Origin of the sequence: Cupriavidus oxalaticus, from assembly GCF_016894385.1 — a bacterium.
GTDB lineage: Bacteria > Pseudomonadota > Gammaproteobacteria > Burkholderiales > Burkholderiaceae > Cupriavidus > Cupriavidus oxalaticus.
Genome location: NZ_CP069811.1, coordinates 1696077 through 1708545 on the forward strand (window position 1 = coordinate 1696077; position 12469 = coordinate 1708545).

The 12469-nt window shown below is 66.9% G+C and carries 14 protein-coding genes; 13 read left to right on the top strand and 1 reads right to left on the bottom strand.

Annotated features, from left to right (window positions below; all coding sequences use genetic code 11):
- The first annotated feature begins 81 nt into the window (after positions 1-81).
- The 13 genes from JTE92_RS07460 (at position 82) to JTE92_RS07520 (ending at position 11371) form a co-directional block, all read left to right on the top strand.
- Positions 82-462, top strand: coding sequence for a hypothetical protein (locus tag JTE92_RS07460; RefSeq protein WP_174544863.1), 381 nt, complete (start codon positions 82-84; stop codon positions 460-462).
- A gap of 9 nt (positions 463-471) precedes the next feature.
- Positions 472-699 (top strand): YMGG-like glycine zipper-containing protein, encoded by a 228-nt coding sequence (locus JTE92_RS07465; protein ID WP_063239095.1) that lies wholly within the window; start codon positions 472-474, stop codon positions 697-699.
- 287 nt (positions 700-986) lie between these two features.
- On the top strand, positions 987-2150 hold the full coding sequence (locus tag JTE92_RS07470; RefSeq protein ID WP_063239094.1) for a porin: 1164 nt from the start codon (positions 987-989) through the stop codon (positions 2148-2150).
- Between the two features lie 209 nt (positions 2151-2359).
- A complete protein-coding gene (locus tag JTE92_RS07475; protein ID WP_063239093.1) occupies positions 2360-3421 on the top strand; it encodes a patatin-like phospholipase family protein in 1062 nt (353 codons plus the stop codon).
- A gap of 86 nt (positions 3422-3507) precedes the next feature.
- Positions 3508-4563, top strand: a complete 1056-nt coding sequence (locus JTE92_RS07480; RefSeq protein WP_063239092.1) for a LacI family DNA-binding transcriptional regulator — start codon at positions 3508-3510, stop codon at positions 4561-4563.
- 241 nt (positions 4564-4804) lie between these two features.
- Positions 4805-5608: a transporter substrate-binding domain-containing protein gene (locus JTE92_RS07485; RefSeq protein WP_063239091.1), complete on the top strand. Its 804-nt coding sequence runs from the start codon at positions 4805-4807 to the stop codon at positions 5606-5608.
- Between the two features lie 54 nt (positions 5609-5662).
- Positions 5663-6421 (top strand): amino acid ABC transporter permease, encoded by a 759-nt coding sequence (locus JTE92_RS07490; protein WP_063239090.1) that lies wholly within the window; start codon positions 5663-5665, stop codon positions 6419-6421.
- The gene (locus JTE92_RS07495; protein ID WP_063239089.1) at positions 6418-7068 is read left to right on the top strand and encodes an amino acid ABC transporter permease; all 651 of its coding nucleotides are present in this window, start codon (positions 6418-6420) and stop codon (positions 7066-7068) included. The genes JTE92_RS07490 and JTE92_RS07495 overlap by 4 nt, the downstream gene beginning before the upstream one ends.
- The gene (locus JTE92_RS07500) at positions 7055-7789 is read left to right on the top strand and encodes an amino acid ABC transporter ATP-binding protein (protein WP_063239088.1); all 735 of its coding nucleotides are present in this window, start codon (positions 7055-7057) and stop codon (positions 7787-7789) included. The genes JTE92_RS07495 and JTE92_RS07500 overlap by 14 nt, the downstream gene beginning before the upstream one ends.
- Complete coding sequence (locus JTE92_RS07505) at positions 7786-8574, top strand: sugar phosphate isomerase/epimerase family protein (protein ID WP_063239087.1); 789 nt, start codon at positions 7786-7788, stop codon at positions 8572-8574. The genes JTE92_RS07500 and JTE92_RS07505 overlap by 4 nt, the downstream gene beginning before the upstream one ends.
- Positions 8571-9515 carry a sugar kinase gene (locus JTE92_RS07510; protein WP_063239086.1) on the top strand — a complete coding sequence of 315 codons (945 nt, stop codon included), beginning with the start codon at positions 8571-8573 and terminating at the stop codon, positions 9513-9515. The genes JTE92_RS07505 and JTE92_RS07510 overlap by 4 nt, the downstream gene beginning before the upstream one ends.
- A gap of 18 nt (positions 9516-9533) precedes the next feature.
- Entirely contained in the window at positions 9534-10532 is a 999-nt protein-coding gene (locus JTE92_RS07515; protein ID WP_063239085.1) for a 2-hydroxyacid dehydrogenase, read from the top strand.
- Positions 10533-10555: 23 nt separating this feature from the next.
- On the top strand, positions 10556-11371 hold the full coding sequence (locus JTE92_RS07520; RefSeq protein ID WP_063239084.1) for a shikimate dehydrogenase family protein: 816 nt from the start codon (positions 10556-10558) through the stop codon (positions 11369-11371).
- 56 nt (positions 11372-11427) lie between these two features.
- Here the strand turns inward: JTE92_RS07520 and JTE92_RS07525 are convergent, their stop codons facing one another.
- Complete coding sequence (locus tag JTE92_RS07525; RefSeq protein ID WP_063239083.1) at positions 11428-12390, bottom strand: tripartite tricarboxylate transporter substrate binding protein; 963 nt, start codon at positions 12388-12390, stop codon at positions 11428-11430.
- Positions 12391-12469 lie beyond the last annotated feature (79 nt).

Here is a 12469-nt window from a genome sequence, read left to right on the forward strand (position 1 = left end):
GCTGGAAACCAGATAGAGACTAATATGAAGAAACAAACGCGCCCGCCTCTGGGGTGGCGGTAACCGCTGAGGGAGACTGCAATGGCGACAAGACTGAGCCGGCTCGCAGTGACGGCCGCAGCACTGATAACGTTGACATTGGCGACTGGCTCCCGCGCCGATGAGGTTCCGCTGATCACTGGCAAGCAGTGGACAGATTCCTCCGAACAGACAAAAAAGGCCTACCTCGTAGGCATTGCCAACCTGGTCCAGGTTGATATCGCCTATCACGAAGGCAAGCCGCCGCCGGACTCGCAAAGCATCGTTCCGCGCTTTGCAAAAGGGCTCAAGGGCCATTCGCTCGACTCGGTGCGCCAGGGCGTGGATCGCTGGTACGCGACACATCCTGACCAGTTGCAGCGGCCGGTCATTGAAACGATCTGGTTCGAAATGGTTGTTCCCGGTCTGCAGACCAGGAAGTAAGGTGACGCCATGAAAGGACTCCAACTGATTGGTGCAGCGCTGGTCGTCGCCGGCGCTGCCGGATGCACGAATATGACACCGCAGCAGCAAGGCACCGTGACCGGTGCTGGCATCGGCGCAGCCGCGGGTGCGGGCATCGCGGCCATCGCGGGAGGCAGCGGCTGGACCGGCGCGGCGATCGGCGCCGTGGCTGGTGGCGTAGCAGGCAACATCAAGGGCAGCAAGCAGCAGCAGTAGTAAGTCGCGCTGGCGCCCCTGCCGGCGCCCATGGCGTTCAAGTCCGATCCCTTATCCTGGATTGTTGTGGTCCCATAGCCGGCTCTTGATGGCGCCTGCCCGGCGGCTGTCGCAATTTGCCGACACTACTGTGTGTTTCCCGCGCTTTCCGGTCGTCGGCTGCTGGCGGGAAACGGGCCGCGCTCCTAAGCTCGAACAGGCTGCCCGGCAGCATGCTGCAAGGTCACGCATGCGAAGAATGAAGTGGTGGCTGGCACCCCAAAAAAGAGAGAAGAGAGGAGAACAGCATGTCACTGAAAAGGACGGCCCTGGCGTCTCTGCTGGGATGGCCGCTGGCAACCCTCGCGCAGTCAAGCGTCACGCTGTATGGCGTGATCGACGCCAACGTGGAATACGTCAACCACGCGGGCGTCGTGCCGACGGCCGCCAACGGATTCAACCCAGGACCGGGCAACGATGCCTACCGACTGACTTCCGGCGGACTTTCCGGCTCGCGCTGGGGCCTGCGCGGCAACGAGGACCTGGGTGGCGGCATCAAGGCCATCTTCGTGCTGGAAAGCGGCTTCGGCCTCGATTCCGGCCTGTCGCAGCAAAGCGGCCGCCTGTTCGGCCGCCAGGCGTTCGTGGGCATCCAGAGCAACCGCTTCGGCCAGGTCAGCCTGGGCCGGCAGTACACCTCGATGTTCGAGGCCCTGGCCAACTTCTCTCCAACCGCCTATGCCACGCAGTATGAGCCGATCGTCTTGCAGTCCGGCCCCAACTACCGCGAGGACAACACCATCAAGTACACCGGGAAGTTCGGGGGGCTGACTGCGCTCGCGCACTGGTCCTTCGGCGCCGGCGTGGCCCTGCCCGCCTCGGTAGGGTTCCCCATCCCGATCGGCGGCAATGGCGAAGTCCCGGGGCAGTTCCGGCGCGACACCGCCTATGGCGGGGCACTGGCTTACACGTTCGGCCCGTTCGCCGCGACGGCCGGCTATGACCAATGGAATCCCACCATCGGCACCGGCACCGGCATCATGAAGAAGGCCGTGATAGGCGCCAGCTACGCGTTCGGCCCCGCCAAGATCATGGGCGGCTACCGCTGGGGCCAGAACAGGAACGCGGCCGATGTCCTGATCCAGCGCGATGACTTCTACTGGATCGGGGCCAACTACCAGGTCACGCCGGCGCTCGCGCTCACGCTCGAGTACAACTACGACGACGTCAAGAACCTTTACGGCAACACGAGCGTGGCCAACCCGTGGCAGGTCTCCTTCGTGGCCGACTACTCGCTGTCCAAACGCACCGATCTCTACCTGACCACGGCCTATGCCAAGAACGCCGGGTTGATGCTCGAGTCGCTGGCGACCTTCTATGCCAACAGCCTGTCGCTAGGCAACAGCTATGTCCTCGGCAACGGGCAGAGCAACATGTTTGGCGTCGCCTTAGGCGTGCGGCACAGGTTCTGAGTGCGCCGGGATTCTGAGTGCGCCGGGAAAGCGTCCGGACCTGATCTCCCTGTCACGGCACATTGCCTGCCCGGGGCCACATGCATCAATGGCGGCCCACTGTTCAACGTGCAAACGGGAGAGCGCATGCCAACGATCAGCCGCAAGACCTTGGTCATCGATCGCAGGGCAGGTCAGTTGCTCTCAGCCGGAAGACTGAGGGTCGCGACATGTCAACCAAGCCGGGCGCGCGCCATGCAGGCAAGGCCCAGGGCTCCGTGAAGCCCATCACGCTCGCATTGCAGGGCGGAGGCGCCCATGGCGCCTTTGCCTGGGGCGTGCTTGACCGCCTGCTCGAAGACGAACGGCTCGCCATCGAAGGCGTGAGCGCCACCAGTGCCGGCGCAATGAATGCCGTGGTACTCGCCTACGGCTTGCTCAAGGGCGGCCCGCCCGGCGCCCGCACCGCGCTGCACAACTTCTGGCAAGACGTTGCCGGCACCGCGCGGCTCTACAGCCCGTTCCGCAAACTGCCATGGGAGATCTGGACGGGTCGCGGCCATGGGCTCGACATCTCGCCGATGTACCTGCTGACCGACCTGCTGCTGCGCGTACTCTCCCCCTACCAGTTCAATCCTTTCAACTTCAACCCGCTGAGCGACGTGCTTGCCCACCATGTCGATTTCGACGCCCTGGGCCGGGATTGCCCGATCCAGCTCTACCTGTGCGCAACCAATGTCGAGACCGGCAAGTTGCGCCTGTTCTCGCGCGAGGAAATCTGCCTGAAGGCGGTGCTGGCCTCGGCCTGCCTGCCGTCCCTGTTCCGGGCCGTGGAGATCGACGGCCAGCACTACTGGGACGGCGGCTATGTCGGCAACCCTGCCATCTTCCCGCTGATCTATCACTGCGCCACGCGGGATGTGGTGATCGTCCATATCAACCCGATCGTTCGCAAGGGCGTGCCGAGGACGGCAGCCGAGATTCTCAATCGCATTAACGAAGTCAGCTTCAATTCTTCGTTGATCCGCGAACTTCGTGCGATCAGCTTCGTCACCAGCCTCATCCAGGACGGCAAGGTAGACCGGACCGAGATGAAGGAAATGCTGATCCACGCCATCCGCTCGGACGAGACCATGACGGCGCTCGGCGTGTCCAGCAAGTTCAATGCGGACTGGGACTTTCTTTGCCACCTGCGCGACCAGGGCCGCAATGAGGCCGGGCATTGGCTGGCGCAGAACTACAGCGCAATCGGCGAACGCTGCAGCGTCGATTTGCGCAAGGAGTTCCTTTGATGGGCTCACGCCTTTCGTTCTGGCTGGCAAATCCCGCCACCCCCGAGGCATAATTGTGAAACTGGTTTCACCAAGACCCGAATCCGATGCCGCCCCCTGTGCCCCGATCCACGCCCGACCCGAAACCTGCCGAGAAACTCACCATCCAGGACGTTGCCGACTATGCGGGGGTCTCGAAGGCAACCGTCTCGCGCTACCTGAACCGGGGCGGCGAGCAGTTGTCCGCGGACGTCGAGGCGCGCGTGGCCGCGGCCATCCGCGCGCTCGGCTACAGTCCCAGTCCCATGGCGCAGGGACTCAAGCGCGGCAAGTCGCGCCTGATCGGGCTGGTGGTGGCCGACGTTTCCAATTCGTTTTCGGTGGCGGTGCTGCGGGGCGTGGAAAAGGCCTGCCGCGACGCCGGCTATATGGTGATGCTGTTTAACCTGGGCAATGACGAGCAACTCGAGCGCGAAGCCATCCGCTCGCTGTCGGCCTATCGGGTGGAGGGTTTTATCCTGCACACGCTCGGCCACGATGCCGGCGCGCTGGCCGATGCGGCGCAGCTGGGCAAGCCAGTCGTACTGGTCGACCGCAAGGTCGGCGATGCCGAAGTCGACCTGGTGGCCCTGGACAACCAGGCCGCCGTCCATGAAGCCGCCGGCCACCTGGTCGAAGCCGGCTATCGGCACCTGCTCTTCATCAGCGAACCGATCAAGGCCATCAGCTCTCGCAACGAGCGCGCCCGTGCCTTCCAGGGCTTTATCGCCGAACACGCGGACACCGTCAGCGGGACCGCTTTCGAGGCCGACCGCGGCGACGACGACGCCCTGGACGAGGCGCTGCGCGACCTGCGCCGCCGCGCCGGGAACACGCCCGTTGCCGTGCTGGCGGCCAATGCGGTAATCTCGCTGCGCGTGGCCGCATCCGCCCGCAGGCTGGGCTGGCAGCTCGGCGCCGACCTTGGCCTGGTCGGCTTCGACGATCCCGAATGGGCTGCATTGGTCGGCCCTGGCCTGAGCGCCATTTCCCAACCCACCGACGATATCGGGCGCGTTGCCACCAACTGCCTGCTCGAGCGCCTGCAAGGCGCGCAACTGCCGCCACGCCGGGTCCTGCTGCCCGGCACCCTGGTCACGCGCGGGTCCACCCGCCGCGCCTGATCCCCTCGCCCGCCTGCGCCGGCGTCCGCCGCGCGCGCTGATCCGCGCCCGCACCCGCAACGCACTGCGCGAGTGCTGAGGCCGTGCCTGTTTCCGCATCGCGCCGGTGTTTTGTCCGTAAGGGTTTCCACTGCTGGATCTCTGAAACCGGTTTCCTATAATCCTGAAACCGGTTTCAAGACGGTGCTTGCCGAACGCTGCGACGCCAGCGACACATTCCATATACGTGCAGGAGACATTGATGAACGTCCAACGCTTGTTGCGCCGCGTAGCAGCGCCCGTGCTGACCCTGCTGGTCCTGACCAGCGCCGCTTTCACCGCCCAGGCGCAGACCGTCGCCGAGATCGTCAAGAAGGGCAAGGTCACCATCGGCGTGGTGACCGGCGCCCCGCCCTTCGGCACCACGGATGCCACCGGCAAACCCGCCGGCTATGACGTCGACGTGGCCAACCTGCTGGGCAAGTACCTCGGCGTGCCGGTCGATATCGTCCCGCTCACTTCGCCCAGCCGGATTCCGGCCCTGGAAGCCGGCAAGGTCGACTTCCTGGTCGCCACGCTGGCGCCGACGCCCGAGCGGGCGCGGGCCATCATGTTCAGCGCGCCCTACAGCGCGTTCGAGCTGACCATCTTCGCGCCGGTCGCCGCCAAGTACGCCAGGCTGACCGAACTAGGCAAGAAAAAGGTGGGCGTGACCCGCGGCACCACGCAGGACACCGCGCTGAGCCGGCTGGCCGTGCCCGGCATGAATATCGTGCGCTTCGAGGACGATGCCACCTGCGCGCAGGCGCTGATCAGCAACCAGGTCGACGCCATCGCCCTGCCCAATACCACCGGCAACGAGATCATGAAGGCGCGCGGCGCCGGCAAGTTCGACGCCAAGTTTGCGTTCTCGGTGCAACCCAATTCGATGGCCGTGCGCCGCGATGCCTTCGAGCTGCGCCAGTGGCTCAACACCACCATCTCCTACGTGAAGCTCAATGGCGAACTCGATGCCATTGCGCAGAAGTGGACCGGCAAGGCACTGCCCGCGCTGCAGGCGTTCTGAACCAGGCAGCCTGACGTTGCGCGCCGGCGCCAGCCGGCGCGCCAGGAGACCCGCATGCACTACCAATTCGAATGGACCCCGGTGCTGTCGCAGCTCGACCGCTTCGCGGAAGGCGCGGCGATGACGCTGGCGCTCAGCTTCGGCTCGATCCTGCTTGGCACCCTGGTCGGCACCGCCGGCGCCATTGCCGCCGCCTTTGGCGGCCCCTGGCTGCAGCGCGTCGCCAGGGCATACGTCGAAGCCATCCGCAACACGCCCTTCCTGATCCAGCTCTTCATCATCTTCTTCGGCTTGCCGACGGTGGGGCTGCAGATCGATGCCGTCACCGCCGCGGTGATTGCCATGACCGTCAATCTCGGCGCCTACTCGACGGAGATCATCCGGGCCGGCCTGCAGGCGGTACACCGCTCGCAGCTCGAAGCCGCCGCCGCGCTGGGCATGACACGCTGGCAACTGATCCGCCACGTCGCCCTGGTGCCGGCGTTCGAGAAGGTCTATCCCGCCCTGACCAGCCAGTTCACGCTGATGATGCTGACCTCGAGCGTGGTGTCGACGATCTCGGTGGAAGAGCTGACGGCGGTCGCCAGCCAGGTCGACTCGCAGACCTTCCGCACCTTCGAGAGCTACATCCTGGTCATGTTCATCTATATCGGGCTGGCCCTGCTGCTGCGCGCCAGCTTTGCCCTGATCGGCAACCTGGTGTTCAGGCGCAGGCGGGTCGTGGCACGCGCACGCAAGCGGGCCCGCACGGCCCCCGTCGTGCCGCTGGCACGGACGGACCTGGCGGCAGCGGTTGCAGGGAGCGCGAAATGATCACCGAATTCTCCTGGAACCATCTTGAAATCCTGCTGCTGGCGGCACGCTGGACGCTGTGGGTGACCTTGCTCGCCTTTGTCGGCGGCACGCTGGCCGGCTTCATGGTGGCGCTGGCACGTACCGCCAGAAGCCCGCTGCTGCGCCTGGCCAGCGCCGCCTATATCCAGGTCGTACAGGGAACGCCGGTGCTGATCGTGCTGTTCCTGAGCTACTACGGGCTCTCCGTGCTGGGGCTCAAGCTCTCGCCGATGGTTGCGGCCATGCTGGCGATGTCGATCTACGCCAGCGCCTACCTGGGCGAGATCTGGCGCGGCTGCATCGAGGCCGTGCCCCAGGGACAGTGGGAAGCCAGCGAGGCGCTCGCGCTCACGCGCTGGCAGCAGCTGCGCCACGTGGTGCTGCCGCAGGCGGTCCGGCTGGCGCTGCCGCCCACGGTGGGATTCTCGGTCCAGCTGGTCAAGAACACCTCGATCACTTCCATCATCGGCGTCATTGAACTGACCCGCGCCGGCCAGCTGATCAACAACGCGACCTTCCAGCCCTTCGCGGTCTTTGTCGTCGTCGCACTTATCTACTTCGCGCTTTGCTTCCCGCTGTCGTCGGCAGCCAGGCGCATGGAAAGGAGGCTCCATGTCAATCGTTGAAGCTCAGGGCGTGCACAAGTCATATGGCCACGTCGAGGTCCTGAAGGGCGTTTCGTTCGCGATCGAGCCCGGCCAGGTGGTCGCCATCATCGGCCGCAGCGGTTCCGGCAAGAGCACCATGCTGCGTTGCCTGAACGGCCTGGAAACGATCAACGCCGGCAATATCACCGTCGCGGGGCATAAGCTGGACCACGACCGCAAGCGCTTGCTGGACCTGCGCCGCGACGTGGGCATGGTGTTCCAGAGCTACAACCTGTTCCCGCACCTGAGCGTGGGCGAGAACATCGCGCTGGCGCCGTCCATCGTGAAGAAGATGGCAGCCGGCAAGATCGACGGCATTGTCGACCGGGTGCTGACCCAGGTCGGCCTGCTGGACAAGAAGGACTGCTACCCGGAGCAGCTCTCGGGCGGCCAGCAGCAGCGCGTGGCCATCGCCCGCTCGCTGGCGATGGAGCCCAAGGTGATGCTGTTCGACGAAGTCACCTCCGCGCTCGACCCCGAGCTGACCGCAGAAGTGCTGCGGGTCATGGAGTGCCTGGCTGCCTCCGGCATGACCATGGTGCTGGTCACGCATGAGATGGAGTTCGCGCGCCGCATGGCGCATACCACCATCTTCATGCACCAGGGCAAGGTGCATGAGGCGGGCCCGTCCAGGACGCTGTTCGCGCAGCCGCAGACGCCGGAACTGCAGCAGTTCCTCAGTGCGGGAGCCCTGAAATGAGCCAGTGGCAAGCAGATAACGCTTCACGCCCGCCGGTGCTGGTCTCGCTGACGGCCTATGGTGCCGACCTCGCGCATCGCGACGGACAGGCCGCGCTGGCGCGGATTGCCGCGACGGCCGGTGCCGACGGCGTGGAGTTCCGCGGCGAACTCCAGCGCGGCCACGCCGATGAAGTCAGGGAACAGCGCGAAGTCGCGGCGCAGCACGGCCTGAGCGTGGTCTGGTCCAGCCCGGAAGGCCTGTGGAGCGAAGCCGGCGGCCTCGATGCAGCCGCGCTCGACCGCGCCTTCACGACCGCGCTGGCGCTCGGCGCCAGCCGGGTCAAGATGTCGCTTGGCGGCTATCGCGCAGGCACCGCGCTGGAGGCATTGCTCCCCTGGCTGCGGCAGGACGGCGTCGAACTGGTCGTGGAAAACGACCAGACCGCCCGCGCCGGCACCGTACCGCCGCTGCGCGACTTCTTCGCGCGTGCCAGCGCGCTCGGCGCAACCATTCCAATGACTTTCGACATGGGCAACTGGCACTGGACCGGGGAAGATCCGCTCGACGCCGCGCAGGTCTTCGCCGCCGACGTCGGCTATGTGCACTGCAAAGGCGTGCAGCGCACCCCCGCCAAATGGATCGCGGTGCCGCTGGAGCAGTCCGCCGCACCCTGGCGCAGCGTCTTGCGCCGACTCCCCGCGGACGTTGCCCGGGCCATCGAATTCCCGCTGCAAGGCGACGACCTGGTGCAGGTCACGCGCCATCATGTCGAACTGCTGCGTTCGGTGGAGGTCCCCGCATGAGCGCCGATCTTGACGTGGTCACGCTGGGCGAGGCCATGCTGATGCTGGTCGCCGGCGAAGCCGGCCCGCTCGAAGGCGTGCAGACCTTCCACAAGCGCACCGCCGGTGCCGAGACCAATGTGGCCATCGGCCTGTCGCGCCTGGGCCTGAAGGTCGGCTGGGCCAGCCGCCTGGGCGATGACTCGATGGCGCGCTACCTGCTCGACGCCATGCGGCGCGAAGGCGTGGATTGCAGCCAGGTGGCGTGCGAGCCCGGCGAGCGCACCGGCTTCCAGTTCAAGGGCCGCGTCGACGACGGCAGCGATCCGCCCGTCGAATACCATCGCCGCGGCTCGGCGGCGAGCCGAATGACCCCCGGACATCTGGACGACAAGTGGCTGCTGCGCTCGCGGCACCTGCATGTCACCGGCGTGTTCCCGGCGCTTGCCGAAGGCACCCGGGCCGCCACGCGCCAGGCCATCGCCACCATGCGCGCCGCCGGCCGCACGATCTCTTTCGATCCCAACCTGCGGCCCACGCTGTGGGCCACGCCCGAGCTGATGCGCGACACCCTGAACGACCTGGCGCAGCAGTCCGACTGGGTGCTGCCCGGCATCGAAGAAGGCCGCTTCCTCACCGGCCACGCCGAGCCGGAACGCATTGCCGCCTTCTACCGTGCCCGTGGCGCCAGCCTGGTAGTGGTGAAGCTGGGTGCCCACGGCGCCTACTTCGATGGCGAGGCCGGCACCGGCCATGTCGCGGCATACAGCGTCGAGCGCGTGGTCGACACCGTTGGCGCGGGCGATGGCTTTGCCGTGGGCGTGATCAGCGCGCTGCTGGAAGGCCGGCCCGTGAGCGACGCCGTCAGGCGCGGTGCATGGATCGGTGCGCGCGCGGTGCAGGTCCGTGGCGATACCGAAGGCCTGCCGACCCACGCCCAGCTGGCAGCGGCCAGTTTGTAAAGCGACAAGGATTTCCTCATGCGCAAGAATGTCCTGGTGTTCCGTCCCATTCCCCATGACCTGCTCGCCAGGATCGAGTCGGAGCATGACGTGATCGTGGCCGACCCGCGCCAGCCTGCACAACGGCCGGCCTTTCGCGCCGCGCTGGCAAACGCCCACGGCCTGATCGGCTCCAGCGTGAAGCTGGGCGCGGCGGAACTGGCCGAAGCGGGCCAGCTGGAGGTGATCTCGAGCATCTCGGTGGGGGTCGACAACTACGACCTCGCCTGCCTGCACCGGCGCGGCATCACCCTGTGCCACACGCCCGGCGTACTTACCGAGACCACCGCCGACACCGTCTTCGCGCTCATCATGGCCACCAGCCGCCGCCTGGTCGAGCTTGCCGCCCATGTGCGCGAAGGCCGCTGGAGCGCCAATATCGGCGAAAGCCTGTTCGGCTGGGATGTGCACGGCAAGACCCTGGCGGTCCTGGGCTTCGGGCGCATCGGCCAGGCCGTGGCGCGCCGCGCGGCGCTCGGCTTCGGCATGGAGGTGCTCTACGTCAACGAGACCGCCGGGGAACCGCCCGAGCTGGCCGGGCGCGCCACCCGGGTGGGGCTCGACCATGCCCTGGCCCGGGCCGATATCGTCGCGGTCACGCTGCCCCTGACCGACGGCACGCGTGGCCTGATGGGCCCGCGCGAGTTCGCGCTGATGAAGCCGGGCGCCATCTTCGTCAACGGCGCGCGCGGCCAGATCGTGCAGGAAGACGCGCTGCTGGCGGCGCTCGACAGCGGCCACCTGCGCGCCGCCGGGCTGGACGTCTTCGCCACCGAGCCCCTGCCCCAGGATTCACCATTGCGCAGCCACGCCAGCGTGACCGCCCTGCCCCATATCGGCTCGGCCACGCATGAGACCCGGCGTGCCATGGCCGAACTCGCCACGCGCAACCTGCTGGACGCGCTCGCCGGGCGGCAACCCGCCGCGCGCTTCGACCTGGCGGCCAGCGCTGGCCGGGCCACCCAGGCCGCCGCCTGATTTCTCCCGCAAGGACACCCGCCATGCCCAGCTCCATTCCCACGCTGTGCGGCTCGATCATGGGCGAGCCCTTTACCTTCAATGTGCGCATCCACAACGCCGCCTACCGGGCGCTGGAGATCGACTACACCTTTGTGTGCTTCGGCGTGCAGGACGTGCCCGGCGCGGTGCAATCGATCCGCGCGCTCGGCGTGCGTGGCATGAATGTCTCGATGCCGCACAAGCAGGCCGTGATCCCGCATCTTGACCACCTTGACGAAACCGCGCGCGCCATCGGCGCGGTCAACACCATCAACAACATCGATGGCGTACTGACCGGCTACAACACCGACTGCATCGGCGCCGTGCGCGCGTTCCGGGAAGTGGCCGAGGTGGCCGGCAAGCGCATTGCGCTGCTGGGCGCGGGCGGCGCGGCACGGGCCATGGCCTACGGCTTGCGCGAGGCCGGCGCCAGCGTGACCGTGTTCAACCGGACCGCCGCGCGCGGCGAGGAACTGGCCGCGTCGCTGGGCCTGCGCTTCGGCGGCGGGCTGGCGGACTTCCGCGCCGCGGACTTCGACATGCTCGCCAACGCGACCGCCGCGGGCTTTCGCGCCCCCGATGTCAACCCGGTCGCCGGACAGCTCGCCTCGCACCTGGTCGTCATGGACGCAGCGTTCATCCCGGTCAGGAGCAAGCTGATCCGGGATGCCGCGGCGCTTGGCTGCCGCACCATCGACGGCACGCGCATGATGCTGCACCAGGCATGCGCCCAGGTCGAGTTCTACACCGGCTGCAAGCGCGCGCCGATCGAGGCAATGGAAACGGCGCTGCTTGAGGAGATTGCCCGCCTGTCCTGAGCCTCTGCAGCCCATGTGGCCCTTGACACCTCGGCCAGGGCAGCAGGGCCGCTGCCTCACTTGCGCAGGCTGGTCCTGGCCACCAGTGCCTTCATCACCGCGTTGTCTGCGGCGATCTCCGCCTGGAAGGCAGCCGCGTCGGCATAGGCGATACCCAGGTTCTGACGGCGCAGCGCGGCCACGAAGACGGGATCCGCCACCGCCTTGCGGCTGGCGGCGGCCAGCACTTCAAGCACATCTGGGGGCGTGCCTTTGGGCGCGGCCAGTCCGCGCCAGGTGCCGATCGCGAGGTCGATGCCGCGCTCACGCAGCGTCGGGACGTCCTCGAAACCCCTGGCACGCTGCCCGGCCATCACCGCGAGCGTCCGCAGCTTGCCTGCGGCCGCATAGGCCGACACCTCGGCGGGACTGACGGCTACGGCATCGATATGCCCGCCCATCAGCGCCACCAGCGCTGGCGCCGCGCCCGGGAACGGCACGTGATTGAACTTGACGTGGGCCTTGTCCTCCAGCGCTGTCGCCGCCAGGTGCCAGATCGAGCCCGGGCCGGAGTTTCCTACCTGCACCTGCCCCGGGTGCGCCGCGGCGTACTTCAGGAAGGCCTCGATGGAGTTCCAGCGCGAGTCGGCCCTGACCGTGATGGCGGACGGATCCGCATTCAGGCGTGCGATCGGCACCAGCTCGGCGGCGTCGAGAGGGGTCGGCCCGAGATGCGGGACGATCACGGCTTCCGCGATGATGATGCCCAGCTTGTAGCCGTCCGGTTTCGCGCGGGCCACTTCCGTCATGCCGATCGCGCCGCTGGCACCCGGCTTGTTCACCACCGTCAGCGGCTGCGGCAGGTACTTTCGCATCGCCTCGCTGAAGGCCCGTGCAACGGTGTCGGTACCACCGCCAGCCGTGCTTGGCACCACCAGTTCGACCGGGCGTTCGGGGTATGGCGCCGCGAACACCTGGCCGACCGCAGCGATTGAGGGCAGCAGTACGGCCATTTGGAGCAGCTTGCGGAGCGATCGCATCGATGGGTCTCTTTTCGGCAAAGGTTCGGTTCGAATAGCCAGCAGCATGGCACGCAGGCGTCACGCATTTCCCTTCTTG

What these genes read in the sequence shown, in the direction of transcription:
- JTE92_RS07465 (WP_063239095.1), top strand. Translation starts at nt 472, where the DNA reads ATGAAAGGACTCCAACTGATTGGTGCAGCGCTGGTCGTCGCCGGCGCT.
- JTE92_RS07485 (WP_063239091.1), top strand. Translation starts at nt 4,805, where the DNA reads ATGAACGTCCAACGCTTGTTGCGCCGCGTAGCAGCGCCCGTGCTGACC.
- JTE92_RS07525 (WP_063239083.1), bottom strand. Translation starts at nt 12,390, where the DNA reads ATGCGATCGCTCCGCAAGCTGCTCCAAATGGCCGTACTGCTGCCCTCA.
- JTE92_RS07505 (WP_063239087.1), top strand. Translation starts at nt 7,786, where the DNA reads ATGAGCCAGTGGCAAGCAGATAACGCTTCACGCCCGCCGGTGCTGGTC.
- JTE92_RS07475 (WP_063239093.1), top strand. Translation starts at nt 2,360, where the DNA reads ATGTCAACCAAGCCGGGCGCGCGCCATGCAGGCAAGGCCCAGGGCTCC.
- JTE92_RS07510 (WP_063239086.1), top strand. Translation starts at nt 8,571, where the DNA reads ATGAGCGCCGATCTTGACGTGGTCACGCTGGGCGAGGCCATGCTGATG.
- JTE92_RS07460 (WP_174544863.1), top strand. Translation starts at nt 82, where the DNA reads ATGGCGACAAGACTGAGCCGGCTCGCAGTGACGGCCGCAGCACTGATA.
- JTE92_RS07520 (WP_063239084.1), top strand. Translation starts at nt 10,556, where the DNA reads ATGCCCAGCTCCATTCCCACGCTGTGCGGCTCGATCATGGGCGAGCCC.
- JTE92_RS07515 (WP_063239085.1), top strand. Translation starts at nt 9,534, where the DNA reads ATGCGCAAGAATGTCCTGGTGTTCCGTCCCATTCCCCATGACCTGCTC.
- JTE92_RS07470 (WP_063239094.1), top strand. Translation starts at nt 987, where the DNA reads ATGTCACTGAAAAGGACGGCCCTGGCGTCTCTGCTGGGATGGCCGCTG.
- JTE92_RS07500 (WP_063239088.1), top strand. Translation starts at nt 7,055, where the DNA reads ATGTCAATCGTTGAAGCTCAGGGCGTGCACAAGTCATATGGCCACGTC.
- JTE92_RS07490 (WP_063239090.1), top strand. Translation starts at nt 5,663, where the DNA reads ATGCACTACCAATTCGAATGGACCCCGGTGCTGTCGCAGCTCGACCGC.
- JTE92_RS07480 (WP_063239092.1), top strand. Translation starts at nt 3,508, where the DNA reads ATGCCGCCCCCTGTGCCCCGATCCACGCCCGACCCGAAACCTGCCGAG.
- JTE92_RS07495 (WP_063239089.1), top strand. Translation starts at nt 6,418, where the DNA reads ATGATCACCGAATTCTCCTGGAACCATCTTGAAATCCTGCTGCTGGCG.